This window comes from Blastococcus sp. VKM Ac-2987 (assembly GCF_026967805.1).
In the GTDB taxonomy this organism is placed as follows: domain Bacteria; phylum Actinomycetota; class Actinomycetes; order Mycobacteriales; family Geodermatophilaceae; genus Blastococcus.
On sequence record NZ_JAPVBG010000001.1, the window covers coordinates 1,196,585 to 1,223,070 of the forward strand.

24 protein-coding genes and 1 tRNA gene are annotated in these 26,486 nt (G+C 73.5%); 8 read left to right on the forward strand and 17 right to left on the reverse strand.

The features are described 5' to 3' along the window. Positions 1-6: 6 nt before the first annotated feature. Genes O2W17_RS05940 through O2W17_RS05950 form a run of 3 tightly spaced genes read right to left on the reverse strand, consistent with a single transcriptional unit; the run spans position 7 to position 2,509 of the window. Entirely contained in the window at positions 7-462 is a 456-nt protein-coding gene (locus O2W17_RS05940; protein WP_269191476.1) for a hypothetical protein, read from the reverse strand. 3 nt (positions 463-465) lie between these two features. Beyond that, complete coding sequence (locus O2W17_RS05945) at positions 466-1,683, reverse strand: DUF885 domain-containing protein (RefSeq protein ID WP_269191477.1); 1,218 nt, start codon at positions 1,681-1,683, stop codon at positions 466-468. 46 nt (positions 1,684-1,729) lie between these two features. Further along, positions 1,730-2,509: an isoprenyl transferase gene (locus O2W17_RS05950; protein WP_269191478.1), complete on the reverse strand. Its 780-nt coding sequence runs from the start codon at positions 2,507-2,509 to the stop codon at positions 1,730-1,732. 141 nt (positions 2,510-2,650) lie between these two features. Here O2W17_RS05950 and trhA point away from each other — a divergent pair, with 141 nt between their 5' ends. Then, the gene (gene trhA, locus O2W17_RS05955) at positions 2,651-3,463 is read left to right on the forward strand and encodes a PAQR family membrane homeostasis protein TrhA (protein WP_269191479.1); all 813 of its coding nucleotides are present in this window, start codon (positions 2,651-2,653) and stop codon (positions 3,461-3,463) included. Positions 3,464-3,658: 195 nt separating this feature from the next. Here the strand turns inward: trhA and O2W17_RS05960 are convergent, their stop codons facing one another. Beyond that, positions 3,659-4,909: a geranylgeranyl reductase family protein gene (locus tag O2W17_RS05960; protein WP_269191480.1), complete on the reverse strand. Its 1,251-nt coding sequence runs from the start codon at positions 4,907-4,909 to the stop codon at positions 3,659-3,661. A gap of 34 nt (positions 4,910-4,943) precedes the next feature. Then, positions 4,944-5,543 carry a hypothetical protein gene (locus O2W17_RS05965; RefSeq protein WP_269191481.1) on the reverse strand — a complete coding sequence of 200 codons (600 nt, stop codon included), beginning with the start codon at positions 5,541-5,543 and terminating at the stop codon, positions 4,944-4,946. Between the two features lie 172 nt (positions 5,544-5,715). On the opposite strand from O2W17_RS05965, the gene O2W17_RS05970 reads away from it, so the two are divergent. After that, positions 5,716-6,492, forward strand: coding sequence for a hypothetical protein (locus tag O2W17_RS05970; protein ID WP_269191482.1), 777 nt, complete (start codon positions 5,716-5,718; stop codon positions 6,490-6,492). 16 nt (positions 6,493-6,508) lie between these two features. Here the strand turns inward: O2W17_RS05970 and O2W17_RS05975 are convergent, their stop codons facing one another. From O2W17_RS05975 to mca, 4 genes are all read right to left on the reverse strand, one after another. Next, complete coding sequence (locus tag O2W17_RS05975; RefSeq protein ID WP_269191483.1) at positions 6,509-7,948, reverse strand: sodium/glutamate symporter; 1,440 nt, start codon at positions 7,946-7,948, stop codon at positions 6,509-6,511. Between the two features lie 183 nt (positions 7,949-8,131). Further along, the gene (locus O2W17_RS05980; protein ID WP_269191484.1) at positions 8,132-8,947 is read right to left on the reverse strand and encodes a discoidin domain-containing protein; all 816 of its coding nucleotides are present in this window, start codon (positions 8,945-8,947) and stop codon (positions 8,132-8,134) included. Positions 8,948-9,014: 67 nt separating this feature from the next. Next, positions 9,015-9,338: a hypothetical protein gene (locus O2W17_RS05985; RefSeq protein ID WP_269191485.1), complete on the reverse strand. Its 324-nt coding sequence runs from the start codon at positions 9,336-9,338 to the stop codon at positions 9,015-9,017. Next, positions 9,335-10,222, reverse strand: a complete 888-nt coding sequence (mca, locus tag O2W17_RS05990; RefSeq protein ID WP_269191486.1) for a mycothiol conjugate amidase Mca — start codon at positions 10,220-10,222, stop codon at positions 9,335-9,337. The genes O2W17_RS05985 and mca overlap by 4 nt, the downstream gene beginning before the upstream one ends. Before the next feature lie 181 nt (positions 10,223-10,403). On the opposite strand from mca, the gene greA reads away from it, so the two are divergent. Continuing rightward, positions 10,404-10,970 (forward strand): transcription elongation factor GreA, encoded by a 567-nt coding sequence (greA, locus tag O2W17_RS05995; RefSeq protein WP_269191487.1) that lies wholly within the window; start codon positions 10,404-10,406, stop codon positions 10,968-10,970. A 4-nt stretch (positions 10,971-10,974) separates the two neighbouring features. Continuing rightward, positions 10,975-11,322 (forward strand): RNHCP domain-containing protein, encoded by a 348-nt coding sequence (locus O2W17_RS06000; RefSeq protein ID WP_269191488.1) that lies wholly within the window; start codon positions 10,975-10,977, stop codon positions 11,320-11,322. 113 nt (positions 11,323-11,435) lie between these two features. Here the strand turns inward: O2W17_RS06000 and O2W17_RS06005 are convergent, their stop codons facing one another. The 5 genes from O2W17_RS06005 to ilvA form a co-directional block, all read right to left on the reverse strand. After that, on the reverse strand, positions 11,436-12,362 hold the full coding sequence (locus O2W17_RS06005) for a DUF5996 family protein (protein ID WP_269191489.1): 927 nt from the start codon (positions 12,360-12,362) through the stop codon (positions 11,436-11,438). Between the two features lie 118 nt (positions 12,363-12,480). Further along, positions 12,481-14,544, reverse strand: a complete 2,064-nt coding sequence (locus O2W17_RS06010; RefSeq protein WP_269191490.1) for a M3 family metallopeptidase — start codon at positions 14,542-14,544, stop codon at positions 12,481-12,483. 65 nt (positions 14,545-14,609) lie between these two features. Next, the gene (locus O2W17_RS06015) at positions 14,610-15,416 is read right to left on the reverse strand and encodes an ABC transporter permease (protein WP_269191491.1); all 807 of its coding nucleotides are present in this window, start codon (positions 15,414-15,416) and stop codon (positions 14,610-14,612) included. Continuing rightward, positions 15,413-16,411 carry an ATP-binding cassette domain-containing protein gene (locus O2W17_RS06020; RefSeq protein ID WP_269191492.1) on the reverse strand — a complete coding sequence of 333 codons (999 nt, stop codon included), beginning with the start codon at positions 16,409-16,411 and terminating at the stop codon, positions 15,413-15,415. The genes O2W17_RS06015 and O2W17_RS06020 overlap by 4 nt, the downstream gene beginning before the upstream one ends. Positions 16,412-16,538: 127 nt before the next feature. Then, positions 16,539-17,762, reverse strand: a complete 1,224-nt coding sequence (gene ilvA, locus O2W17_RS06025; RefSeq protein WP_269191493.1) for a threonine ammonia-lyase — start codon at positions 17,760-17,762, stop codon at positions 16,539-16,541. Between the two features lie 178 nt (positions 17,763-17,940). On the opposite strand from ilvA, the gene O2W17_RS06030 reads away from it, so the two are divergent. Both O2W17_RS06030 and O2W17_RS06035 read left to right on the forward strand, forming a co-directional pair. Then, the gene (locus tag O2W17_RS06030; RefSeq protein ID WP_269191494.1) at positions 17,941-19,404 is read left to right on the forward strand and encodes a sigma 54-interacting transcriptional regulator; all 1,464 of its coding nucleotides are present in this window, start codon (positions 17,941-17,943) and stop codon (positions 19,402-19,404) included. Position 19,405: 1 nt separating this feature from the next. After that, positions 19,406-21,391: a VWA domain-containing protein gene (locus O2W17_RS06035; protein ID WP_269191495.1), complete on the forward strand. Its 1,986-nt coding sequence runs from the start codon at positions 19,406-19,408 to the stop codon at positions 21,389-21,391. Between the two features lie 98 nt (positions 21,392-21,489). Here the strand turns inward: O2W17_RS06035 and O2W17_RS06040 are convergent, their stop codons facing one another. Continuing rightward, a complete protein-coding gene (locus O2W17_RS06040) occupies positions 21,490-22,842 on the reverse strand; it encodes a DUF2252 domain-containing protein (RefSeq protein WP_269191496.1) in 1,353 nt (450 codons plus the stop codon). Between the two features lie 95 nt (positions 22,843-22,937). Here O2W17_RS06040 and O2W17_RS06045 point away from each other — a divergent pair, with 95 nt between their 5' ends. Then, positions 22,938-23,969 carry an SGNH/GDSL hydrolase family protein gene (locus O2W17_RS06045; RefSeq protein WP_269191497.1) on the forward strand — a complete coding sequence of 344 codons (1,032 nt, stop codon included), beginning with the start codon at positions 22,938-22,940 and terminating at the stop codon, positions 23,967-23,969. Positions 23,970-24,099: 130 nt separating this feature from the next. After that, entirely contained in the window at positions 24,100-25,320 is a 1,221-nt protein-coding gene (locus O2W17_RS06050; protein WP_269191498.1) for an acetyl-CoA C-acetyltransferase, read from the forward strand. Between the two features lie 70 nt (positions 25,321-25,390). Here O2W17_RS06050 and O2W17_RS06055 read toward each other — a convergent pair whose 3' ends face one another. Both O2W17_RS06055 and O2W17_RS06060 read right to left on the reverse strand, forming a co-directional pair. Further along, entirely contained in the window at positions 25,391-26,242 is an 852-nt protein-coding gene (locus tag O2W17_RS06055; RefSeq protein WP_269191499.1) for a Bax inhibitor-1/YccA family protein, read from the reverse strand. A 150-nt stretch (positions 26,243-26,392) separates the two neighbouring features. Beyond that, positions 26,393-26,466 (reverse strand) — tRNA-Leu (locus O2W17_RS06060). Positions 26,467-26,486: the final 20 nt, after the last annotated feature.

The window sequence follows — 26,486 nt, forward strand, 5'->3', positions numbered from 1 at the left end:
CGCCGGTCACCACCGCTCGCCCGTGCCGTCGGACCGGCGGCGCAGCGCCGGGCGCTCGACGGTGTCGGTCCGCTCGCCGGGCGCCGGCCACCGGCGGGCGTCGTCGTCCCACGTCCCGTCGTCCCGCGTCCCGTCGTCCCACCGGTCGTCGTCCCACGTCCTGTCGTCCCACCGGTCGTCGGGCCGCCCGTCACCGGCCCTCGCGTGCTCGTCGGTCCACCCGTCCCCGCCGGTCCACCGCTCCCCGCCGGCCCGGTCTGCCCGGTGCCGCTCCTCCCACGCACCCCGGGACGGGCGCCGCGGACGGCAGGCGACCAGCGCCCAGACGGCGGGCACCACCAGGACCGGCCACTGCACCGCGGGGTCGCCGAACCGGACCATGCCGACGACCAGCAGCACGGCCAGCCAGCCCGCGGTCCACAGGCCCAGGAACCGGGCCTGCGCCGGCGAACGGCGGCGCACCGGTCAGGCGGCCGGGGTCTCGGCGGCGATCCGCTGCGGGGTCAGCGGCTCGTCGAGCAGGCGGAGGAAGCGGTCGGCGACCGGCTGGTCCGCGGGGCGGGCGGCCAGCCACCGCGACAGCAGGTCGAAGCCCTCCACGTAGGTGGAGATGTAGGCGCGCCACAGCGGATCGGTGAGGAAGCGGATCTGCTGCCTGGCCCGCTCGGGGCTGACCAGCGCCCAGCGCTGCAGGTAGGCGCGCACCTCGTCGGCGTCGGCCCCCCGGTCGTGCAGCAGCACCGCGGCGTCCTGCCGGACCCGGTTCAGCGGGGCCGCCGCGGCCGCGATCCGCTCGGCCAGCGCGCCGTCGAACCGCAGCCCGAGGTCACCGAGGATCTCCGCCGACCAGGCCCCCCACCCGTCGCCGATCGCGGCCGGGACGCCGAGATCGGCCAGCCCCTCGGCCATCAGGCACTCGGGGGTGTTGACCAGGAAGACGGTGTGCTCCAGCCGCCCCGACCGCTCGACCAGTCCGCGCTCCTTGCGGCAGTGCTCGGTGTGGTGCCCGGGATAGGACTCGTGCGCCACCAGGTGCGACAGCTGGGAGAGCCGGTGCGGCAGGTCGGCGTTGATCGCGACGCGGGACCGGTAGCCGCCCTCGTAGTAGTTGAACCCCGACCACGGCTTGTCGGTGACCACCTCGTAGCGCACCGTCTCGACCTCGGGGAGGCCGTACTGCCCGCGGACGCGGTCGCGCAGCGCGCTCGACAGCGCCTGCACCGCGCTCTCCAGCCGGTCCGGCGGGCACTCCTCCCGGCGCCGGTGCGCCGCGTACCGCTCCGCCAGCAAGCCGTCGCCGGGCAGCAGGGCGTCCAGCTCGGCGTGCGCACCGGCGTAGGCCGCCTCGTCGCCCAGCTCGACGTCGACCTGGAAGTAGCCGCGGACCTCCTCGACGAAGCCGACCGGCTCCCCGCTCATCTTCCGGGCGCTGCACTCCAGGCCGGTGAGCTGGCCGCGGAGGAAGTCCGCGCGGTCGTCGGGCAGCCCCGCGGCGTCCAGCTCGCGCAGCAGCTCCCGCGCCCGGTCGCGCAGCTGCCGCGGCGTGGGAGCCGGCTCGTCCTGCACCTGGGCGCGGATCCGGGGGTCGCCGGTGTAGGCGTCGACGAAGCCCGACTCCAGACGGTCGAAGCGCAGTCCCAGCCGCACGTACTCCAGGGCGACGTCGAGAGCTCCCGCGGTCATGGGGGCAGTTTCGCAGCCACGGCCGCAGCCCGGACCGCCCGGCCCCCTACCCCCCGAAACGGCGGTGCCGCGCGGAGTAGTCGCGCAGCGCCCGCAGGAAGTCGATCCGCCGGAAGTCCGGCCAGTAGACGTCGGTGAAGTGGAACTCCGCGTTCGCCGTCTGCCACAGCAGGAAGCCCGACATCCGCTGCTCGCCGCTGGTGCGGATGACCAGGTCGGGGTCGGGCTGGCCGCGGGTGTAGAGGTGGTCGGCGATGTGCTCCACCTCGAGCACCTCGACCAGCTCCTCCAGCGACGTGCCCCGGGCCGCGTGCTCGGTCAGCAGCGACCGGACGGCGTCGGCGATCTCCCGCCGCCCCCCGTAGCCGACGGCGAGGTTCACCGTCGCCCCCGGGCGGTCGCAGGTGTCCTCCTCGGCCTGCTTGAGGATCGCGACCGTCTCCGGCGGCAGCACCTCCGCCGCGCCCATCTGCCGCACCTTCCACCGCCGGTCCGGGCCGGACAGGTCGACGGCGACGTCCTCGATGATCCGCAGCAGCGGCTGCAGCTCGGAGTCGGGACGGCGCAGGTTGTCGGTGGAGAGCATGAACAGCGTGACCACCTGCACCCCGGCGTCGTCGCACCAGGCCAGCAGGTCGACGATCTTGTCCGCGCCGCGGCGGTGCCCGTGGGCGACGTCCTCCAGGCCGATGGAGCGCGCCCACCGCCGGTTGCCGTCCATGATCACGCCGACGTGCCGCGGCACGTCCGCGTCCCCCAGCTCCCGGGCCAGCCGCCGCTCGTAGACCTGGATGAGGGCGTCACGGACCCGCCGGCGCACGCTCACGGCGGTCACCCTAGGCCCCTCGTCCCCGGCAGGCCGGGAGCCCGACGGGGCCCGTCGCGCCACCTCCGGCGTCCGCGCTGGCAGGAAGCTCACACGCCGCAGCGGATGCCGCACAACCTACGGCTCCGTAGCCTCGGACCCATGAGCGTCCCACCCTCCGATCGCGCACAGGTACGGGTGGAGGCCGACGGCGCGGAGCTCGAGGCCCCGGCCGGGCAGGCGATGGCCGCGGTCGCAGCAGAAGGCGAGCAGGTCGAGCACGCCTGGACCGCCGCCGACTTCGACGACGACGACTGGGACCACCCCGACACCCGCCCCCGGGCGCGCGGCTGGATCCACCTGTTCTCCTTCTTCGGCGCGATCGTCGCCGGCGCGGTCCTCGTCCCGCTCGCCTCTGCGCAGGGCGCCCGGGCCGGATGGCCGGTGGCGGTCTACTGCCTGACCATCTGCGGGCTCTTCGGGATCAGCGCGCTCTACCACCGCCGGCGCTGGTCACCGCGCGGCTGGAAGATCATGAAGCGGCTCGACCACTCGATGATCTTCCTGTTCATCGCGGGCACGTACACGCCGTTCGCGCTGCTCGCCGTGGACCAGCCGACCGGCTACTGGATCCTCGCCGGCGTCTGGGCCGGCGCACTGGCCGGCGTCAGCCTCAAGATGACCTGGCCGACGGCGCCGCGCTGGGTCGGCGTGCCGCTCTACATCGGCCTCGGCTGGGTCGCGGTCTTCATCCTCACCGACATCCTGCACATCGCCGGCGTCGCCTCGCTCGTGCTGCTCGCCGTCGGCGGGGTGCTCTACACCTTCGGCGGGATCGCCTACGGCATCAAGAAGCCCAACCCCTGGCCCGGCACCTTCGGCTACCACGAGGTGTTCCACGCGATGACCGTCGTCGCGGCGATCTGCCACTACATCGCCGTGTACTTCGCGGTGTACAACTCTCCTTTCGTCTGAGCTCCGCTCAGACACCGCGGCCAGGTACCGTCCCGTGACATCGCGATCCTCCGGATCGCACCGCGACCACGTGCCGTACCCCTGTCGCGCTGAGCGCGCCTGGTCGCCACTCGGGGAGCCTCCGGCCCCCGCTCCTGACGACCGACGGGCCTCACCCGCCCTCGGGAACCCTCCGGGCCCCGCTCGGCCGGGTGATCAGGAGAACGGTGGACGCTCGTCCATGCGCACCGACAGCCGGCCGGCCGTGCGCCACAGCCGGGCGACGACGTCGCGGTCCTCGTCGGTGACCAGGTTGCCCATCACCCGCAGCGCGACGGTCATCAGCGCCCGCGAGCGCATGCCCACCGGCCCCGCCGCCGGGAGGAAGCGCGGCACCGTGAGCAGGCCGGCCAGCCGCCGGGCGATGGAGAAGGCCTCCCCGTAGTGCTGCCGCAGCGTCGCCGGCCACGCCGCGGTCCAGTCGTCCTCGTCGAGCAGCCCCGCGAGGGTGCGGCCGGTCTCCAAGCCGTAGTCGATGCCCTCGCCGTTGAGCGGGTTCACGCACCCGGCCGCGTCGCCGATCAGCGCCCAGTTGCGCCCGGCCACCCCGGACACCGCGCCCCCCATGGGCAGCAGCGCCGACGCCGGCAGGCGGACGTCGCCGTCCAGCCGCCACTCCTCGCGGCGGGCATCGGCGTAGGTCTCCAGCAGCGACTTCAGCTGAACGCCGGCCGGCCGGCGGGCGGTGGCCAGGGTGCCGACGCCGATGTTGACCTCGCCGGCCTCGGCGCCCAGCGGGAAGACCCAGCCGTAACCGGACAGCAGCTCCCCCTCGGCGCCGCGCAGCTCCAGGTGGGAGGAGATCCACTCGTCGTCGGCCCGACCGGAGGCGACGTAGCCACGGGCGGCGACCCCGTAGGCGGTGTCGCGGTGCCACTCCCGCCCGAGCACCCGGCCCAGCGGGGACCGCACCCCGTCGGCGACGACGAGCCGACGGCAGGAGACCGTGCTCCGGCTGTCGTCGGGGTGCTCGAACACGACGCCGGTGATCTGGTCGCCGTCCCGCTCGACGTCCACCGCGCGGGCGCCGTCGGCGGCCACCGCCCCGGCGTCGAGCGCCGCCTCCCGGATGCGGGCGTCGAGCTCGGTGCGGGGCACGGCGCTGCCGTGGTCGGGGAAGGCGCCACCCGGCCAGGGCAGCTGCCACTCGCGGCCGAACCCGGCGGCGCGCAGGCCGCGGTTGCGGGCCTTCGACCGCGCCCACTCCCCCAGACCCAGGTGGTCCAGCTCTGCGATCGCCCGCGGGGTCAGCCCGTCCCCGCACGGCTTGTCGCGGGGGAAGACGGCGGCGTCGGCGAGCACCACCTGGTGACCGCCGCGCGCGGCCCACGCCGCGGCGGCGGAGCCGGCCGGGCCCGCCCCGACCACGAGGACGTCGGTGGCTGCGGGGACGGCATCGGCGGGCACGGAGCCCAGTGTCCCTGCCCGCCGGCCGCAGGGGTCAGCCGACCTGCGGTCCCCGGGCGCGCACCTCCTCGACCGACGTCATGGCGTTCCGCAGCTCGGTCAGCCACTCGTCGGTGTGCTGCCCCACCAGGCGCACGGCCCAGACCAGCGCCTCCGACCGCGACCGCGCCACCCCGGCGTCGACGAGAGTGTCGAGGACCAGCCGCTCGGGCTGGCGCAGCCGGGTCATGACCGGCACCGAGGCGTGGGTGAACAGCTGCCGGGTCTCCCCGCAGGCCGCACCCCACGCGACCGAACGGCCGTAGCGCTCCTGGGCGGCGTCGGCGATCGCCATCCGCCGACCCCGGGTCTCCTCGCGGAACCGCTCGATCCGGCCGGTCCGGGCGGCCTCGGCGTCCCCCTCACCGGCCGACGGCTCCTCCAGGGCGCCGACGACGGTGATCTCGTCCCGGTCGACGGTGAGCTCGACCGGGCCGGTGAACCAGCCGTCGGGCAGGCGTCCGGCGAGCCAGCCGGCGACCTCGGCGCGGTCCACCGGCGGCGGGGCGTCCGCTCCGCGGCCACGGGGTCCCCGGCCCCGACCCCGGCCGAAGCCGGGACCGAAGGGGGCGTCGGCGAAACGATGTCCGTGCATGGCGACCTCCCGGTGCGCGTTGATTACACCGTTGCAGCGTAAGCAGGTGGAGCCGCTGGCGGAAGGGCGATCGCTGCGCCGAGAGCGGACAGGTGTCGCTGCCGAGGCATCGCCGGCGGATGGCGCGGGCATGGCACCGGACGGATGACCCCCGAGCCGAGGAGGGACCTGCATGGGCACCGCTGCCGCCGCGGGGTTCGCGACCTACCCCATGGTGGAGGAGGCCGACGCCACCGGCGTCGTCGCGGCCGTCTACGCCGGTCTCCTCGACGAGATGCCCTTCGTCCCGAGCCTGTTCAAGTCGCTGGCGCTCTGCCCGGGCTACCTGGTGCTGGCCCACGAGCAGGCCACCCCGGTCCTGTCGCACAGCACCTTCGGGTCGACCGCCCAGCAACTCGTCACCTCGGTGCGGGACGTCGCACGGGCGCCCGGGGACGCCGACGTCCGAGCCGGGCTCGCGCAGTTCGCCGGTCCGCTGAGCCGGATGCTGCTGCTGGCCGGCGGCCTGCGGCTGGCGCTGGCCGGTGAGCTCGACCTGCCGCCCGCTCCGGGGGACGCCCCCGCACCCCGTCCGGTGGAGCCCCGCGCCCCGGCCCCCTCCACCGCGGATGCACCGGCCCCGCAGCTCTACGGTGAGATCAGCGCCGCTCTGGAGACGCCGATCGTCAACAGCATCTGGCGCTCGCTGGCCGGGCGTGGCCTGCTGGAACCGGCCTGGGCGGCGCTGCAGCCCCAGGTCCGGGACTCCCGGCCGGCCGCCGACGACCTGCAGGCGCGCGCCGTCGAGGCCGCGCGGCGGCTCCCGTGGCGGGTCGGTGCCACGCCGGCGGCCCTGGGGCAGGCGGGGCTGCGTGACGCCCTCCCCGGCATGGCAGGCGTCCTCGACGCCTACTGCGCCACCCTCCCCCGGGTGCTGGTGCTGGTGGCCTCCAGCACGGACGCCGGGTGATGACCCGCACCCGATCTCAGCCGCCCGGCGCCTTGGCCTCCTCCTCGGCCGGCGAGCGGCGACCGAACCAGAAGATGCCGATCCCCAGCGACACGACGAGCAGGACGGCCATGAAGACCAGCAGCGGGACCGGGCCGAACTGGGCGATCAGCGGCAGCGACGCCGCGGTGACCAGCCCGCCGCCGAAGAAGGGCTCGAAGGCCAGCTGCTTGTAACCGAAGGCCTCCATCGCCGGGGTCGCGGCGTTGGGGTCGGCGACCCGGATCAGGATCAGCCCGGTGGCCGTCACGCCGAGGGACTGCCCGAGGTCGCCGATGCCGCGCTCGAACCAGAACCGCGGGATCATCCGGCGGGCCAGGAAGACGAACACCCCGATGTTCCAGGCCAGCCCGGCGACGGCCAGCAGCAGGAACGTCAGCCAGTTGTCCGCGATCGCCTGGATGGACAGCGTGGCCAGCGCGCTGATGATCAGCAGGTCCAGCGAGATGCCCTGGATGCGCAGCATCATCTGCCGGTCGACGATGCCCGTGCGGTCGAACCGGTCGACCAGCTTCTGCACCACGACGCCGCCGATCATCGCGAGCGGGAACAGCGGCACGTACTCGAAGAGCTCGACGGTGTCGGCCCAGAGCGCCGCCTCCAGCGCCTGCAGCCCCTCCAGCAGCGCGAGCCCGAGCAGGATGGCCACCGCGACGATGGCGAAGTGGATGGCCAGCGGCTCCACCGACGCGGTGCGCACCGTCATCAGCGCGGCCGGCTTCTGCTCCTCCTTCTCGTAGAGCCCGCGCTGCTCGGCCAGCGAGGTCTTCGCGTCGCTCTCCAGGACCTCGGCGCGGCCCGTGTGCACCCCCCAGTTGATCAGCGCGATGCCGACGACGACACCGGCGACGACGCCCACCGTGGCCAGGCCGAGCGCCAGGTCCTGCCCCTCGGGGAAGCCGAGCTCGGCGAAGGTGTCACCCAGACCCGCCGCGGTGCCGTGCCCGCCCTCGAAGCCCACCTCGATCAGCGCGCCGACCATGGGGTCCTGGCCGAGGAAGGGCACCAGCAGGAGGACGGCGAGCAGCAGGCCGATCACGTACTGCCCGGACGCCATCGTCACGCCGAGGGCCAGCTGCGGGCCGGCCAGCTCGGCGGCCTCCTTCACCTTGGGGATCCGCTCGCCGAGGAAGAGTGTCGCGAAGACCACCGAGATGAGCAGACCGGGCAGCGACGCCCAGACGTCGAGGAACCCGGCGGGCCACAGGCCACCGGTCAGGGGGGCGTCCTCACCGCCGATCGCCTCGGCGATCGAACCGACCACCTCCGGGCCGATCAGCAGGGCGAGGAAGCCGCCGATGATCGAGCTCGGCAGGAAGAGCTTCTGGGCGATCCGGGACCGGATCCGGATCAGCTTGGCGACCAGCAGCAGGACGCCGAGCACGAGCAGACTGAGCCCGATGAGGTCAGGGGACACGGTGCCTCCGTCGCCTGGTTGCGCGTCGGGTCACCTCCCCCGGCACCCCGACCGAGGTGGGCCACCTTCCCGGCTCCGTGCAGTCGGGACAACCCTCGATCGCGCCGCCCGGCCGACGACACGGCGCGCCGGTCCGGGACTCTCCGGTCCGGCGCCGGGAAGCGACCTGCCGCGGCCCCGCGGTCAGCGGCGCTCGTACAGCTCGATCTCCGCGGCACCGGTGTTGCCGCCGGTGGTCGTCACCGCGTCGATCTTCAGCACCCGGCCGGTGAAGTCGGCCTCGTTGACCACGGCGGCCGTACCCGCCTCGAACGGCCCGAAGGTCTGCCCGTCGTCGGCCGTGACGGTGAAGGTCTCGATGATCGCCGAGCCGTCGCTCATCGACCGGCTGCGCAGCGCCACTCCCACCACGGCGACCTGGCGGCCGAGGTCGACGGTCACCGATGCCTCGTCGCCGTCGCCGTCGCTGGACCACTCCGTGCCCAGGTCGCCGTCGACGGCGTTGGCGGCGGCGAACGCGTCGGAGAACTCGGAACTGACGTCGACGACCTGGGCACCGACGACCACGTCGGCACCGGGTACGACGTCGACGTCGGCGGGCGCCGTCCGGAAGGTCATCAGCTCGCTGCGGTAGAGGTTGCCGTCGGCGCCGGACCCCTGCACCCGGTAGAAGTACTCGGTGTCGGGCTCCAGCCCGCGCATGACCGCCTGGTGCTCGGCATGGGCGCCACCGCCCATGTCGGCATCCGTGGCGATCCCGTCCCCGAGGGACCGGTCCTGCCCGAACACCACCGCGCAGGCCATGTCGATGCTCGTCGAGACCTGCAGCGTCGCCGACGTGCCCGACGGGTCGGGCACCACGACCGGTGGCTCGACGAACACCTGCTCCGCCGCGACGACGTCGGGACCTGCGGACGGAGGAGCCGCCGGACCGCCACAGCCGGCCAGCACGACGACGGCGACGGGCACCAGCAGGAGCTGCCGGCCGCGAGGGGTCATGACCGGCCCAACGGCGCGACGGCACCGCACGTTCCGGCGCGCCGCCCCGGTGCCACCGGCGCGGCGGTCAGCGCCGCTGGTCGCCGTCGCGGGGCGGCTCGATGGCCAGCGGCGCCCGCCGCAGCGTGTCGAGCAGCTCCTGCCCGGGCTGCTCCCTGGCCTCGTCCAGCCCGGAGAGGTCGTCGGGGACCTCGACCCGCTCCCGGTCGGCCGGGTCGAAGCTGGCCGGCAGCTTCTTCAGGTGGCCGGTCATCGACTTGACCAGCAGCCCGGACGCGATCAGGAGCAGGACGAGCAGGAGCAGGCCGAACGGGCCGGCCTTGCCGACGTCCTGGGGCGCCTGCTGCTGGACGACGGCGAGGACGCTCAGCACGTCCACGGATGCGGTCATCGAACGGTCACCTCACTGCGGATGCCGGCGAACAGGTCGTTCTCCGGGCTCGGGGTGTCGACCAGCGAGCGGGCCAGCTCGTAGTCCTCCGTGGGCCAGATCTGCTGCTGGGTGTCCACCGGGCAGGCGAACCAGCGGCCCTGCGGGTCGATCTGGGTGGCGTGCGCGACCAGCGCGGCGTCGCGCACGGCGAAGTACTCGCCGCACGGCACGCGGGTGGTGACCCGGTGCGAGATGTCGTGGGCGGGATCCCACTTCTCCAGCCACTCGGCGTAGGGCGACTCCGCGCCGGTCGCCAGGATGGCCTCGTGCAGCGCCTTCGTGCGGGGCAGCGTGAAGCTCATGTGGTAGTAGAGCTTGCTCGGCTGCCAGGGCTCGCCGAGCTCCGGGTACCGGTCCGGGTCGCCGGCCGCCTCGAAGGCGTGCACCGAGATCTCGTGGGTCTTGATGTGATCGGGGTGCGGATAGCCACCGCGCTCGTCGTAGGTGGTGATCACCTGCGGCTTGAAGCGGCGGATCAGCGCGACCAGCGGGGCGGCGGCCTCCTCGACCGGCACCAGGGCGAAGCAGCCATCCGGCAGCGGCGGCAGCGGGTCGCCCTCGGGCAGGCCGGAGTCGACGAAGCCGAGGAACTCCTGCTCGACGCCGAGGATCTCGCGGGCCCTGGCCATCTCCTCGACGCGGATCTGGGGCAGCCGCTCCCACACCTCGGGGCGGTCCATCGCCGGGTTCAGCACCGAGCCGCGCTCGCCACCGGTGGCGGTGGCCACCATGACGCGGACGCCCTCGGCGACGTACTTCGCCATCGTGGCGGCGCCCTTGCTCGACTCGTCGTCCGGGTGAGCGTGCACGGCGAGCAGGCGCAGCTGGTCGGGTTGGGTCACCGCAACAGTGTCCCCCGCCGGACGGCGACGGTGACGGATGGCCACCGGGGTGTGGCCGACGCCTCGCAGGTGAGCCACCCGAACAGGCGGAACGTGTCGTCGATCACGCCCCGATACACTACGGTTCCGCATCCCGGGAGGCGCTGCGGATCGCAGCGTCGGCCGCTCCCGCGGTGTTAGCTTGGCCGGATCGACCACGGCCGTCCGCACCGGGCGGCACCCCGAGTTCCAGGAGTTCTCCCACGTGTCCACCCCCACTGACGAGCACGACCAGGGCATCTGGCTCACCCAGGAGGCCCACGACCGGCTGAAGGCCGAGCTCGACCAGCTGGTGGCGAACCGCCCGGCCATGGCCGCCGAGATCAACGCCCGCCGCGAGGAGGGCGACCTCAAGGAGAACGGTGGCTACCACGCCGCCAAGGACGAGCAGGGCAAGCAGGAGGGCCGGATCCGCCAGCTCACCGACCTGCTGCGCAAGGCCACCGTGGGCGAGCCGCCGACGAAGGTCACGCACGCCGCCACCGGCACCGTCATCACCATCCGGTTCGAGGGCGACGACGACACCGAGAAGTTCCTGCTCGGGTCGCGCGAGATCGCGGGCACGACCGACCTCACCGTCTACTCCCCGGAGTCGGCCCTCGGGGCGGCGATCATGGGCGCGAAGCCGGGCGAGTCGGTCACCTACCAGGCGCCCAACGGCCGGGACATCACCGTCGAGGTCGTCGGCATCGAGCCGTTCGTCCCCTGACGGGGTGGGCGGGGACGACGTGGTAGCACCGCGCGCCCGCTCCCGGCGGGCGGAGAACACCGGCTTCCCCTGCGTGCACTGCGGCGCACCGGTGCCGGCGAACACCGACGGGCACTACCGCAACCACTGCCCGTACTGCCTGTGGTCGCTGCACGTCGACGACCTGCCGGGCGACCGCGCCAGCGGGTGCCGGCAGCCGATGGAGCCGATCGGGCTGGTGGAGAAGTCGGGCAAGGGCTGGCAGGTGGTCCACCGCTGCACCGCGTGCGGCCACCGCCAGCCCAACCGGCTGGTCCGCGACGGCGCGGCGCCGGACGACCTGGACCTGGTGCTGGCCCTCCCCTGGCTCTGACCGTGCCGGTGGGCGTGCCGCGGCTCCGGGGGCCGAACTCGCGGCCCGGGGGTCCGGCAGGACTCCCGGAGGGCGAGCACGACCCCCGGAGCGGCCAGGTGGCGGCGGCGGGCTCAGCCCCTGAGCACCGGGTCGGTGACGCCGTCCCGGCAGGCGAGGCCCTCGACGTCCCATCCCGCCCTCGTCGCCCCCGCCAGGTAGGCCGCCTCGAAGAATCCCAGCACCGCTGCCCTGGGGTCGTCGGCGGCCCGCGCCGTCTCGTAGGGCAGGACGGCCAGGTGGCTGGCGCCCCGCTCGAGCCAGGTCGCGCCCTCCGGCAACGCGGCCTCGGCCAGCCCCGCCGGCTCGGGCGCGGTGTAGGAGTAGAAAGCCGCCTCGGGGAACGTCGGGTCCCCGAACCAGAAGCCCGAGCTGACCACCTCGCGGGAGTAGGCCTCCCGGGTCACCGGATCGGCGCCGTCGGCCGGCCGGACGACCCGGTCGGAGAAGCGGGTGACGGCGACGTCGAACGTGTGCCAGAAGTGGTGCACCGGGCTGGTCTTGCCGGAGAACCGGCCCGCGAACTCCTCGAGGACGAGGTTGACCTGGCTGAGGACCTGCCAGTACCGGGTGACTGCCGCGGGGTCGTAGGTCGCGTGCTCGGTGTCCTGGGCGAAGGGCCGGTCGGCGTCCGGGAGGTCGAAGGGGCGCGCACCGGAGATGTCGATGCCGGAGACACCGACTGCGGCAAGGGCGTCCTGCAGCTCCCGGTGGAACGACGCGACCGATCGCCCGACCATCCCGAAGGACACCCGCCGCCCCTCGACGGTGCTCACGTCGACGCGGTGGTCGAGCAGGTCGAGGTCGATGGTGAACGTCGGGTCCAGCGCCATGGGCCGCGTCGTGATCCCGCGTCCGGTGAGGTGGAAGGGCACGTTCCACCAGTGGTTGCGCCGCGGGCTCGCGAGCAGCCGGACCCGGCCGACCACCTGCGCGAACCGGTGCACCGTCGCCAGGGTGTCCGACCACCCGGCGTAGGGGAACGGCGGGAACAGCTCCATCGAACACCTTCCGCAGGAAAGGCCGGCTCCGGGTGGTGACCAGCCTCCGGGAGTGTTCCCCGCGCACCGGCAGTCCGGCAACGACCCAGGAGCGCGAGGACGACCTCCAGGGCGGGCGTCAGGCGACGGGGGCCAGCCCGCGGCGGCGCAGCAGCGGACCCGGGTCGGCCTCGCGTCCGCGGACGGCGCGGAAGGCGTCGAGCGGGTCGACCGAACCGCCCACCGCGAGCAGCCGCTGCCGGAAGGCGTCGCCGTTCTCCCGGCGCAGGCCGCCGTTCTCCTTGAACCACTCCACGGTGTCGGCGTCGAGGACCTCCGACCAGATGTAGGAGTAGTAACCGGCCGAGTAGCCGCCGGCGAAGACGTGCTGGAAGTAGGTGGTCCGGTACCGCGGCGGCACGAGCTCCGAGGCCACCCCCGCCGCCTCGAGGGCGGCGCGCTCGAACGCGACCGGGTCGCCGACCTCGGTCTCGGGGGTGATCCGGTGCCAGGCCTGGTCCAGCAGCGTGGCGCCGAGGTACTCGAGGGTCGCGAAGCCCTCGCCCCACAGCTGCGCGGCGTCGATGGCCTCCACGACCGACGCCGGCAGGGGCTCACCGGTCTCCACGTGCCGGGCGTAGCCGGCGAGGACCTCGGGCCAGAAGGCCCACATCTCGTTGACCTGGCTGGGGAACTCGACGAAGTCCCGCGGCACGGCGGTGCCGGAGAAGCGGGGGTAGGTCACCGCGGAGCTCAGCCCGTGCAGCGCGTGCCCGAACTCGTGGAAGAGGGTGTTCACCTCGTCGAGGGTGAGCAGCGTGGGCTGGCCGTCCGGCGCCCGGGACACGTTGAGGTTGTTGACGACGACCGGGCGGGTGCCGAGCAGCCGCGACTGGCGGACGAACGAGCTCATCCACGCCCCGCCGCGCTTGCCCTCCCGGGCGAAGAAGTCGCCCAGGTAGAGCCCCACCTCGGCGCCGTCGGCGTCGCGGACCTCCCACACCCGGACGTCGGGGTGGTAGCCGGCGAGGTCGGGCCGCGGGCTGAACCGGAAGCCGTAGAGCCGCTCCGCGGCGGAGAAGACGCCGTCGACCAGGACCCGGTCCAGCTCGAAGTACGGGCGCAGCGCGGCGGTGTCCACGGCGTAGCGCTCGGCGCGCACCCGCTCGCTGTAGAAGGCCCAGTCCCAGGCGGCCAGCTCGACGCCGTCGCGGGCGGCGGCCTCGCGCAGCACCTCGGCCTCGGCCTCCGCGTTCGCCACCGACGCCGGCACCATCGACGCGAGCATCTCGTCGACGGCGGCGGTGGTGCGGGCGGTGGAGTCGGCCAGCACCAGGTCGGCGTGGGTGCCGAAGCCGAGCAACCGAGCACGCTCGGCCCGCACCCGGGCGATCCGCTCGGCGATCGGCCGGTTGTCGTGCTCACCGGTCGAGGCGCGGCTCACCGAGGCCTCGAACACGCGCCGCCGCAGGTCGCGGTCGCGCAGCTTGGTGAGCACCGGCTGCCCGGTCGGCAGGACCAGGGCGAGCAGGTGGCCGTCGAGACCGCGGTCGGCCGCCGCCCGCGCGGCCGCATCGACCTCCTCCGGGGAGAGCCCGTCGAGCTCGGCTGCGTCGGCCACCCGGACGGCGGCGGCCTCGGTGGCCAGCTGCAGGTTCTGCCCGAACGTCGTCGACAGCTCCGACAGCTGCTGGTTCAGCTCGCTGAGCCGGGCGCGGCCGTCGGCGTCCAGCCGGGCCCCGGCCAGCACGAAGTCCAGGTGGTAGCGCTCGACCAGCCGCAGCGCCTCCGGGTCGAGGCCGGCGTCGTGCCGCGCGGTGTGCACGGCGTCGACCCGGGCGAACAGCGCCGGGTCCAGCCGCAGCGCGTCGCCGTGGGCGGCGGCCAGCGGCGCGACCTCCCGCTCGATCTCCCGCAGCCGCGGGGTGGCGACCGACGACGAGAGGTTGCCGAACACCGACCACGCGCGGTCGAGCAGCGCCCCCGAGCGCTCCAGGGCGACGATCGTGTTCTCGAAGCCTGGCATCTCGGCCGCCCCGGCGATCTCCTCGACCTCCCGCCGCTGCTCGGCCATGCCCGCCAGCAGCGCCTCTCGGCAGTGCTCCAGGTCGAGCTCGCCGAAGGGCGGCAGCCGGAACGGCAGCTCCGACGGCGCGGCGAGGGGGTTGGCGGGTGACAGGGCGGGGACGTCGACGGTGCTCATCGCCGCCATTACATCGCGATCCTCCGGATCGCACCGCGTCCAGCGCAATCCTCTGGGTCGCTACCTCAGCGGCTGGCGGTCCGCTGGTACGTGCGCACCGCGAGGGGCACGAACACCGCCAGGAAGATCGCCACCCAGATGAACACGTAGAGCACCGGGTTCTGCAGCGCCCAGCCGTTCGGCTCCGGAGCCCCCGGCACCACGTTGCCGAAGAGTGTGCGAGCACCCTGGACCACCGCCGACACCGGATTCCACTCCGCGAAGGTCTTGAGCACGGCCGGGAAGTTGTCGATCGGCACGAACGTGTTCGCGATGAACGTGATCGGGAAAATGACGATGAAGCTGGCGTTCTGCACCACCTCGGGGGTGCGGACCAGCAGGCCGACGAACGCCATGACCCAGGACATCGCATAAGCGAAGGACAGCAACAGGAGCACGCCCAGGATCGCCTCGCCGATGGAGGTGTGGATCCGCCACCCGACCAGCAAGCCGGTGATCATCATGACGGCGATGGTGAGGACGTTCAGGCACAAATCGGACAGCGTGCGCCCGATCAACACCGCCGATCGCGCCATGGGCAGCGAGCGGAAGCGGTCGATCAACCCCTTCTGGAGGTCCTCGGCCAGGCTCGCGCCGGTGATCGTGCTACCGAAGACCACGGTCTGGGCGAAGATGCCCGGCAGCAGGAACTCCGCATAGCTCAGCCCACCCGGGACGGGAATCGCGCTGCCGAACACGTAGCGGAACAGCAGGACGAACATGATCGGCGACAACGTCGCGAACACGATCAGGTCCGGCACCCGCTTGACCTTGATCAGGTTGCGCCGGGTGATGGTCAGGCTGTCGGAGACGGTCAGGGCCAGCGCGGTCATCGGGTGCTCCCTGCGGCGACGGCTTCGTCGGCCGGCTGGTCGGTGGGCGCGGCCTCCTCGGCCGCGTGCCCGGTGAGGGTGAGGAAGACGTCGTCGAGGTCGGGGCGGCGCAGCCCCACGTCGACGATCTCCCGGACGTGGCCGTCGAGGCGCTTGAGCGCCTCGGCGAGCACCTCCGCGCCGCCGCTGACCGGCAGGCTCAGCCGGCGGGTCTGCTCGTCGGCCTGCGGCTCGTCCAGTGCCAGCGGGCGCAGCAGCTCGACCATGGCGGGGAGCGACTCGGCACTGCGGACGGTCAGCTCCAGTCGTTGACCGCCGACCTGGGCCTTCAGCTCGTCGGCGGTACCGCGCGCGATCACCGTGCCGCGGTCGATGACGACCATCCGGTCGGCGAGCCGATCGGCCTCCTCCAGGTACTGCGTGGTGAGCAGGATGGTCGTGCCGCCGTCGGCGAGGTCGGCGATGAACTCCCACATGGCCAGCCGGCTTCGCGGGTCGAGGCCGGTGGTCGGCTCGTCGAGGAAGAGCACCCGGGGCCGGGCGATCAGCGAGGCGGCGATGTCGAGCCGCCGGCGCATGCCTCCGGAGTACCCCTTGGCGGGGCGGTTCGCCGCGTCGGTGAGGTCGAAGCGGTCGAGCAGCTCACCGGCCCGTGCCCGCGCCTCGGCCTTCGGCAGGTGGTAGAGCCGGCCGACCATCTCGAGGTTCTCGAAGCCGGTCAGGTACTCGTCGACGGCCGCGTACTGGCCGGTCAGCCCGATGCTGCCGCGCACCTGGTCGGCCTCGCGGACGACGTCGAGGCCCAGGACCTCGGCCCGGCCCGCGTCGGCCAGGAGCAGGGTGGTGAGGATCCGGACCACCGTCGTCTTCCCCGCACCGTTGGGGCCCAGGAGCCCCAGGACCTCCCCCTCGGCGACGGAGAAGCTGACGCCGTCGAGGGCGGTGTTCTCGCCGAAGCGCTTCATCAGGCCATCGACGACGATCGCTTCGCTCATGGCCTGCACGCTAAGGCCGACCTGTGACATTGCCCGACAGCTTTTCGCCCTGGGCGCAGAGTTCGCCCGTCCGTCTCCATGCAGTCAGAGACGGCGGGGGCGCACCGAACTCATCGGCGTCCAGGCCCTACTCCGGGGTGACCGCGTAACCGGCCCGCCGGAGCACCGACACCACCTCGTCGGCGTGCACCGGCCCGCGGGTCTCCAGGACGACGAAGACCTCCACCTCGCCGATCCGCAGGCGGGTGCCGGTGCGCTCGTGCTCGACCTCCAGCACGTTGGCTCCCACGGCGGCGAGCTCCGCGAGGACGGCGGCCAGCGAGCCCGGGCGGTCGGGCACCTGCAGCCGCAGCGAGAGGTACCGGCCCGCCGACGCCATGCCGTGCTGCACGACCTTGAGCAGCAGCACCGGATCGATGTTGCCGCCGGAGACGACCGCCACCAGCGGCGGCTCGAACGCCGTCGGGTCGGCCAGGACGGCGGCCACCGCCGCGACACCGGCCGGCTCGACGACCAGCTTGGCGCGTTCCAGGCAGAACAGCAGCGCCCGGGACAGGTCCTCCTCGCTGACCGTGCGCACCTCGTCGACCAGCCCCCGCACGTGGGCGAACGTGAGGTCGGTGGGGCGGGGGACGGCGATCCCGTCGGCCATCGTCGCCATCGACGTCAGCGCCACCGGCCGGCCGGCGGCCAGCGACCCGGGGAAGGCGGCGGCCTGCTCGGCCTGCACCGCCACCACCCGGACGTCGGGACGGCGTTCCTTGACCGCCGCTGCGACGCCCGAGACCAGTCCCCCACCGCCGGCGCAGACCAGCACCGTCGCCAGCTCGGGGCACTGGTCGAGCACCTCGAGGCCGACCGTGCCCTGCCCGGCGATGACGTCGGGGTGGTCGAACGGGTGGATGAAGACGGCGCCGGTGCGCTGGGCGTGGTCCGCGGCGGCCAGCAGCGGCTCGGCCAGCGACTGCCCCAGCATCTCGATGGTGGCGCCGTAGTGGCGCGTGGCGGCCAGCTTGGGCAGGGGCGCGGTCTCCGGCATGTAGACCGTGGCCTGGGCGCCCAGCAGCCGCGCGGCGAGCGCGACGCCCTGCGCGTGGTTGCCGGCGCTGGCGGCGACGACGCCGCGGGCCCGCTCGGCGTCGGTCAGCCGGGCGATCCGCGTGTAGGCGCCGCGGATCTTGAAGGACCCGGTGCGCTGCAGGTTCTCGCACTTGAGCCACACCGGCCCGCCCACGCGATCGGCCAGCCCACGGGAGTGCTCCAGCGGGGTGCGCCGGACGACGCCGGCCAGCAGCTGCGCCGCCGCCTCGACGTCCGCACCACTGACGAGAGGAACTTCCGGTGCGGACATACCTCGATCATCTCAGGAGCGCGGCCCCCGGCAACGTGACCGCCGGCCGTCGCGCCGAGTGGGCCCCCGAGGGGTCCGCGCAGGAGCGACGCAACGGCTCATCACCGCCGGGGACGGCAATTGATCGCGGTGTCGTCCGGAGGACGACAATTGGGCACAGCGTCGTACCGTGGCGGAGGTGACGGACACCCCCGCACCGGCAACCCCCGCCCCTGCACCCACCACCCTCGGCGAGCTCCGCGCGACCGGCGCCGCGTTCCGCCCGGTCAAGGCCGAGATCCGCGCCAACCTGCTCGCCCGCCTCGCCGCCGGCGAGCCCACCCTGCCCGGCATCGTCGGCTTCGAGGACACCGTCCTGCCCGAGGTCGAGCGGGCGCTGATCGCCGGCCACGACCTGGTCCTGCTCGGTGAGCGCGGCCAGGGCAAGACCCGGCTGATCCGCACCCTCGTCGGCCTGCTCGACGAGTGGACCCCGGTGCTGGTCGGCAGCGAGCTCAACGAGCACCCGCTCAGCCCCATCAGCGTCTGGGCGCACCGGCAGATCGCCGAGCACGGCGACGCCACCCCCGTCGGCTGGCTGCACCGCAGCGAGCGGTTCGGGGAGAAGCTGGCGACGCCGGACACCAGCGTCGGCGACCTGATCGGCGACGTCGACCCGATCAAGGTCGCCGAGGGCCGCACGCTCGGCGACCCGGAGACGGTCCACTACGGTCTGGTCCCGCGCACCAACCGCGGCATCTTCAGCGTCAACGAGCTGCCCGACCTCGCCGAGCGCATCCAGGTCGCGCTGCTCAACGTCCTGGAGGAGCGCGACATCCAGATCCGCGGCTACCGGGTGCGGCTGCCGCTGGACCTGCTGCTGGTCGCCAGCGCCAACCCGGAGGACTACACGAACCGCGGGCGGATCATCACCCCGCTCAAGGACCGGTTCGGCGCCGAGGTGCGCACCCACTACCCGATCGAGCTCGCCGACGAGATCCGCCTGCTCGAGCAGGAGGCGGCGGTGACGTGGCCGACGGCGTCCGGCGCCGACCACCTCGCGCAGCCCGTCGTGCCGGCGCACCTGGTCGAGATCATCGCCCGGTTCACCCGGCTGGTCCGCGAGTCCAGCCACGTCGACCAGCGCTCCGGCGTCAGCGCCCGCTTCGCCATCGCGGGCCTGGAGACGGTCGCCGCCTCCGCCGTCCGCCGGGCCGCCGTGGCCGGGGAGACCCGGCCGGTGGCCCGGGTCGTGGACCTGCCGAGCGTGGTGCCGGCCAGCCGCGGCAAGGTGGAGTTCGCCGACGCCGGCTCCGATCCCGACGACGACCGCGAGCTGGAGATCCTGGAGCACCTGCTGCGCCAGGCGACCGCGCAGACCTTCCGCGCCCGCTGCGCCGGGCTGGACCTCACCGGCCTGCAGGAGCACTTCACCGGCGGGGAGACCGTCGAGTCCGGTGACCTGGTGCCGGCACCGGCGCTGCTGGGCCAGCTGGGCACGATCCCGAAGCTGGCCGAGCTGCTCGGCCGGCTGGGCGTGCCCGAGGGCGACCAGTCCGCCGAGCAGGCCGCGGCGGCCGTCGAGTTCGCCCTCGAGGGGCTCTACCTCACCCGCCGGCTGGCCAAGGACACCGACGGCGGCCGCACCGTCTACGGGGCCTGACGTGAGCACGCGACGCCCGCGGGGCTACCGCTACGGGGCGTGGCGGGGCGGGCCCGACCCGCTGGCCCCGCCGTACGACCTCGGCAACGCCGTCGACGAGATCGGTGACTCGGTGCTCGGCGGCAGCGGGGTGCGCGAGGCGCTCCGCGAGCTGCTCCGGCGCGGCGCCGAGGGCCGGCGCGGGCTGGACGAGCTGCGCCGGGCGGTGCGCGACCGGCTGCGCAAGGCACGGACCGCCGGGCGGATGGACGGCACCCTCGAGGAGGTCCGCGAGCTGCTCGAGCGGGCCGTCGAGGCCGAGCGCCGGGAGCTGTTCCCCGACCCGGACGACGCCGCGCGCCTGGCCGAGGCGGAGCTCGACGCGCTGCCCGAGGACACCTCCGGGGCGGTCCGCGCGCTCAAGGACTGGTCGTGGCGCTCGGACGAGGGACGCCAGGCCTACGAGCAGATCCAGGACCTGCTGCGCCGCGAGGTCCTCGACAGCTCGTTCGCCTCGATGAAGCAGGCGCTGCAGAACGCCGGCGAGCAGGACATGCAGGCGGTCAAGGACATGGTCGCCGACCTGTCCCGGCTGGTCGACGCCCACAACCGGGGAGAGGACACCGACCAGCAGTTCGCCGACTTCATGGAGCAGCACGGGCAGTTCTTCCCCGACGACCCGCAGTCGGTCGAGGAGCTCATCGACTCCCTCGCGCGCCGGGCGGCCGCGCAGGAGCGGATGATGGCCGGCCTCTCCCCCGAGCAGCGCGCCGAGCTGTCCGAGCTGATGGCGCAGACGATGGAGGACATGGGGCTGGCCAGCGAGATGGCCCACCTGTCCGACGCGCTGCGCCAGGCCCGCCCCGACCTGCCGTGGGGGCAGCGCGGCCAGGTGCCCGACGGCGAGCAGTCCCTCGGCCTGGGCGACGCCACCAGCGCCGTCGCCGAGCTGGCCGACCTGGAGGCGCTGTCGAACCAGCTCTCGCAGGGCTACGCCGGCGCCTCGCTGGCCGACGTCGACGAGGAGCTGCTGCAGCGTGCGCTCGGCCGCTCCGCCGCCGACGACCTCGCCGCGCTACGGCAGCTGGAGCGCGAGCTGGAGCGCCAGGGGTACCTGAACCGGTCCGGCGGCACGCTGGAACTCTCCCCCAAGGCGGTCCGCCGGCTCGGGGCCACCGCGCTGCGGCGGGTCTTCGCCCAGCTCGACGCCACCGGCCGCGGCGAGCACGACGTCGCCGACGCCGGCGCCGCGGGCGAGCTCACCGGCAGCTCCCGGGAGTGGCGGTTCGGCGACGAGCAGCCCCTGGACGTCGTCCGGACGCTGAAGAACGCCGTGCTGCGGACGGCGCACGAGCCCAGGCGGGACGGCGACCGGCAGGTGCGCATCGCCGTCGACGACTTCGAGGTGGTGGAGACCGAGCGGCGCACCGGGGCCGCCGTCGCCCTGCTGGTCGACCTCTCCTACTCGATGGCGCTGCGGGGCACCTGGGGCGCGGCGAAGTCCACCGCGATGGCGCTGCACTCGCTGGTGACGACGAGGTTCCCCCAGGACGCGATCGAGATCATCGGCTTCTCCTCCACCGCGCAGGTGCTCCGCCCGGAGACCCTCGCCGAGCTGAGCGTGGACACGCTACAGGGCACCAACCTGCAGCACGGGCTGATGCTGGCGCGGCGGTTCCTGGCCCGGCACCGGGACGCCGAGCCGGTGGTCCTGGTGGTCACCGACGGGGAGCCCACCGCCCACCTGGAGGACGACGGCACACCGTTCTTCTGCTGGCCGCCGATGCCGGAGACGATCGCCCGCACCGTCGCCGAGGTGGAGCGGGTGGCCCGCTCCGGCGCGACCGTGAACGTCTTCGCGCTCGACCCCGACCCCGGCCTGGTGCACTTCGTCCACGACCTGACCCAGCGGGCCGGCGGGCGGGTGTTCCAGCCCGACACCGAGCGGCTGGGCGAGTACGTCGTCGCCGACTACCTGCGGACCCGTCGCGGCCGCCGCGCCCGCTGAGACCGGACCTCGTGCCGGGACCGCCCCGTCGGCCCGGCGCCCCTGGGCAAAGGAGGCTATGCCTACGGTTTCGACCGCGTAGACGTATGCATAGCTTCCTATGCCCGGTCCGCCGGCAGGGGGTGCGAGCCGCTGGAGCTGATCCCCGGGATGGCGCCGGCGCGGAAGGCGTTGACGAACAGCCGGTGGTCCTCCTGGGTGCGGTGCGCGTAGGAGTGCGCGAACTCGACCAGGTCGGCGACGAACTCCTCCCGCCGGTCCCCCACCAGCGCGCTGATCGCCTCCTCCGTCTGGAAGGGCACGAGGGTGTGGTCGCTGTCGGCGTCGCCCACGCAGTGCAGCTTCGCGGTGGCCCGGCCGAGCTGGGCCAGCAGCGGGGCGATCTCCTCCGGCTCGGTGAGGTCCTCCCAGTCGAGGTCGAGCTCGTAGGGCGAGAGCTCGGCGACGACGAACCCGCGGCCGCCGATCTCGGTGTAGCCCAGGAACTGGGAGGTGTTCGCCTGCAGCGCCCGCTGGCTCAGCGCCGTCCGGTGGCCCTCGTTCTCGAAGTAGCCGCGGATCTCCGGATCGGTGACCACCCGGCTGGGCGCCGGCACGTTGCCCTGCTTCAGCGACAGGACGACGTCGTTCTCCAGGGCTTGGTCGTACCCCTCGAGCAGCACGTTGTAGGCGGGCAGGCCGGCGCTGCCGATGCCGAACCCGCCGGTGCCGATGACGTCCTTGACGTTGTAGGTGACCTCGCGGCGCCGCTGCCCCTTCGGCACGGTCTCGCGGTAGCGCTCGACCGCCGCCAGCACTCGCTCCCGCTCGTCGTCGTCCAGCCGGCGGTTGCGCGGGCGTTCGGCGAACCGCCGCTGGTAGCCCTCGATCACCGTCATGCGTTCCAGCAGTCCGAGACGGGTGCGGGTGGTGGTCTCGAAGATGAGCTCCCGCACCACCCCCTCGGTGTTGTCCGCACGAAGCGCGAAGGAGCGGTCCTCGTCGGAGCGGGTGAACGCCTCGACCTGGTCGAGGTAGGAGCGCAGGTAGCCGCCCAGCAGCTCGCCGATGACGTCGTCACCGAGCGCCTTCCGCCAGGCCAGCAGGGCGAAGCTGGCGCAGAACCGGCGGAGGTCCCAGCTGACGTGCCCGAGGTAGGCCTCGTCGAAGTCGTTGACGTCGAAGACGATCCGGCCGGCGCTGTCCATGTAGGTGCCGAAGTTCTCGGCGTGCAGGTCACCCTGGATCCACACGCGCGACGTGCGCTCGTCGCACCACCGATCCTCGAACGTCGCCATGTCCGCGTAGAAAAGAGGCGCACTCCCCCGGTAGAAGGCGAACGGGTCGGCCGCCATCTTCCGGAACTTGGTGCGGAAGGCGTCGGCGTCGGCGTCCATCAGGTCGCCGAACGCCTCGACGAGGACCTCGACGATCTGCCGCGTGCGCTCGTCGGGGTCCTGGGCCTGGGTCATACCAGGGAGGGATGGGGGCACAGCTTGCACCGTAGGCGGCCGATAACGTCGGTGGTGCCCCGACGACGTAGGTGCCGACCCGGAGCGGAGGGACCATGACGCGCAACGACACGGCCCGACGACTGGCCACCGGAGCTGCGTACGGCAGCGGCGGGGTCGGTATCGCGGGAGCCGCCCTGGTCGCCCTGCTCCGCGAGGAGGCCCGGTCCGCCCGGCGCAAGGTCGAGGCCCGCGGCCACAAGAGCGACCCGCCGTCGGGCGACGGCGTCTACGGACGGGGCCGCGGCACGCCGATCGTGCTCACCGTGCTGGGCGACTCCAGCGCCGTCGGGCTCGGCGTGGAGCGCGCCGCCGAGACCCCGGGCGTGCTCGTCGCCGCGGGACTGGCCGAGCTGGCCGAGCGGCCGGTCCGGTTGCTGCGCCTGGCGAAGTCCGGCGCCCGCGCCGCCGACCTGGAGGTGCAGGTCGACCGCGCCCTGGCCGAGAACCCGACGGTCGCGGTCATCATGATCGGCGCCAACGACGTGACCGCCCGGACCTCGACCGCGGTGTCGGTCGGCCACCTCACCGACGCCGTCCGCCGGCTGACCGAGGCCGGCTGCGAGGTCGTCGTGGGCACCTGCCCCGACCTCGGCACCATCCGGCCCATCGCCCAGCCGCTGCGCACGCTGGCCCGCCGGTGGAGCCGGCAGATGGCCGCCGCGCAGACCATCGCCGTCGTCGAGGCCGGAGGGCGCACGGTGTCGCTGGGCTCGCTGCTCGGCCCCGCCTTCGCCTCCGACCAGACCATGTTCAGCGTGGACGAGTTCCACCCCAGCGGGGCCGGCTACGCCGCCGCGGCGGCGGTCCTGCTGCCCTCGGTCGCCGATGCGCTCGGCGTGTGGCCGGCTCGCGCCGACCGGGGCCTGCGCTCGCTGCGCCGCGACACCGTGCGGCCGGTCGCCCGCGCCGCGGCGCGGGCCGCCAACCGTCCCGGCACCGAGGTCCAGGCCGCCGAGGTGGCCGGCTCGGAGACCGGTCCCTGGGGCCCGTGGGCGCTGCTGCGCCGGCGCCGCCCGACCGAGGTGCCGACCCCGGAGCAGGCCGAGCCGGCCGAGGCGGAGGCCGCGTCCCCGGTCGCCGGCTGACCACGTGACCCGGGCCACACCGGCGTCCTCCTGGCGGGCGCCGGGGCTTTCCGCCGCGCGACGAGGGTAGTTTCCGAGGTGACCGACGTCCGGCGATCCGCGTCGGACCCCCCTCAACGTGGAGGCTCCCATGCCCGAAGCCGTCATCGTCGCGACCGCGCGCTCGCCCATCGGCCGCGCCTTCAAGGGCTCGCTCAAGGACATGCGGCCCGACGACCTGGCCGCCGCCGTCGTCCGTGCCGCCCTCGACAAGGTGCCCGCGCTCGACCCCACCGACATCGATGACCTGATGCTCGGCTGCGGCCTCCCCGGCGGCGAGCAGGGCTACAACATGGGCCGCATCGTCAGCGTGCTGCTGGGCATGGACCACCTGCCCGGCACGACGGTCACCCGCTACTGCTCCTCGTCGCTGCAGACCACCCGCATGGCGCTGCACGCCATCAAGGCCGGCGAGGGTGACGTCTTCATCTCCGCCGGTGTGGAGACCGTCTCCCGGTTCGTGAAGGGCAACAGCGACGCGATCCCGGACACGAAGAACCCGGTGTTCGCCGACGCCGAGGCCCGCGTGGCCAAGGTGGCCGAGAGCGGCGCCGACTCCTGGGCCGACCCGCGGGAGAACGGCGACACCCCGAACGTGTACATCGCGATGGGGCAGACCGCCGAGAACCTGGCGCTGCTCAAGGGTGTCACCCGCGAGGAGATGGACGAGTTCGCCGTCCGCAGCCAGAACCTCGCCGTGGAGTCGATCGACAACGGCTTCTGGGAGCGGGAGATCGTCCCGATCACGCTGCCCGACGGCACCGTCGTCACCCAGGACGACGGCCCGCGGCGGGGCACGAACCTCGAGGGCCTCTCCGGCCTCAAGCCGGTCTTCCGCCCCGACGGCCGGGTCACCGCCGGCAACGCCTGCCCGCTCAACGACGGCGCCTCCGCCGTCGTGGTCATGAGCGACACCAAGGCCGCCGAGCTGGGCCTCACCCCGCTGGCCCGCGTGGTCTCGACCGCGGTCACCGGCCTCTCGCCGGAGATCATGGGCTACGGCCCGGTCGACGCCTCCCGCCTGGCGCTGAAGCGGGCCGGCATGACCATCGACGACATCGACCTCGTCGAGATCAACGAGGCCTTCGCCGCGCAGGTCATCCCCAGCTACCGCGACCTGAACATCCCGATCGAGAAGCTGAACGTGCACGGTGGCGCCATCGCCGTCGGGCACCCCTTCGGCAGCACCGGCGCCCGGATCACGGGCACCCTGATCAACGGCCTGCAGACCAAGGACAAGACCTTCGGTCTGGAGACGATGTGCGTCGGTGGCGGCATGGGCATGGCCATGGTGCTGGAGCGCCTCTCCTGAGGTAGCCCCCTGACACGACAGTGGCCCGGCCCCCTCGCGGGGACCGGGCCACTGTCGTGTGCGGACGAGGTCAGTCGTCCTGGAGGTAGCTGAGCAGGCGCAGGATCTCGATGTACAGCCAGATGACGGTCACGAGCAGACCGAAGGCGATGTACCAGGCGAACTTGGCCGGCGCCCCACGACGGATGGCCTCGTCGGCCATGTCGAAGTCGAGCAGCAGGAAGAACGCCGCCACACCGATCACCAGCAGGCTGAAGCCGATCGCCAGCGGACCGCCGGAGCGCAGGCCCAGGCCGTCGCCGCCACCGATCCAGGCGGCCACGAAGTTGGCCACCATCAGGACCAGGACACCGATACCGGCGGCCATGACCCAGCGGGTCAGCTTGGGGGTGACCCGGATGGCGCCGGTCTTGTAGACCACCAGCATGCCGGCGAAGACACCGAAGGTGCCGATCAGCGCCTGCATGACGATGCCCGGGTAGACGTCGTTGAACGCCTCGCTGATCGTGCCGAGCGCGACACCGTAGAGCGCGCCGTAGGCCAGCGTCGCGGCCGGGTTGGCGATCTGCTTGAAGGCGATCACCAGGCCGAGCACGAAGGCGACCAGGACGGCCGGGAGCGCCAGCCCCCACGCAGCCTGGCCGGGCATGGCCCAGGTCGCGGCGGCGGAGACGACGGTGACCAGGAACGCCAGGCCCGTCTTGGTGACGACGTCGTCCATCGTCATGTACCGCGTGTCCGCGGTCGTCCCGTACGGGGACGGCGCGGTGTACGCGTCCTGCTGCGGCGCGGGTGCGCCGTACTGCGTCGGGGCCCCGTACTGGGGCGCACCGTACTGGGACGTGTTGCCCCAGCCGGCCTGCTGCTGGCCGGGGCCCGCGTTCCCGAAGCCACGGCTGAACGCCGGGTTCCTACTGGCCATCGTCATCTCCTCGAGGTGACTCGTCGGTCGTGGAGCCAACCTCCTGCACTCCACTCGGTCAGGTCAACGCCCGACACGCCCGAAGCGTTCCACGACGCCCGGAGATCCCCCGCCCGGGTGCCCTGGGTCACGCCGCGGCGGGCGGTGCGGTGCCCCCGGTCGGGTTCGAACCGACACTGGGACCCTTTTAAGGGGCCTGCCTCTGCCGATTGGGCTACGGGGGCGTGCGCCGAACGCTAGCGGG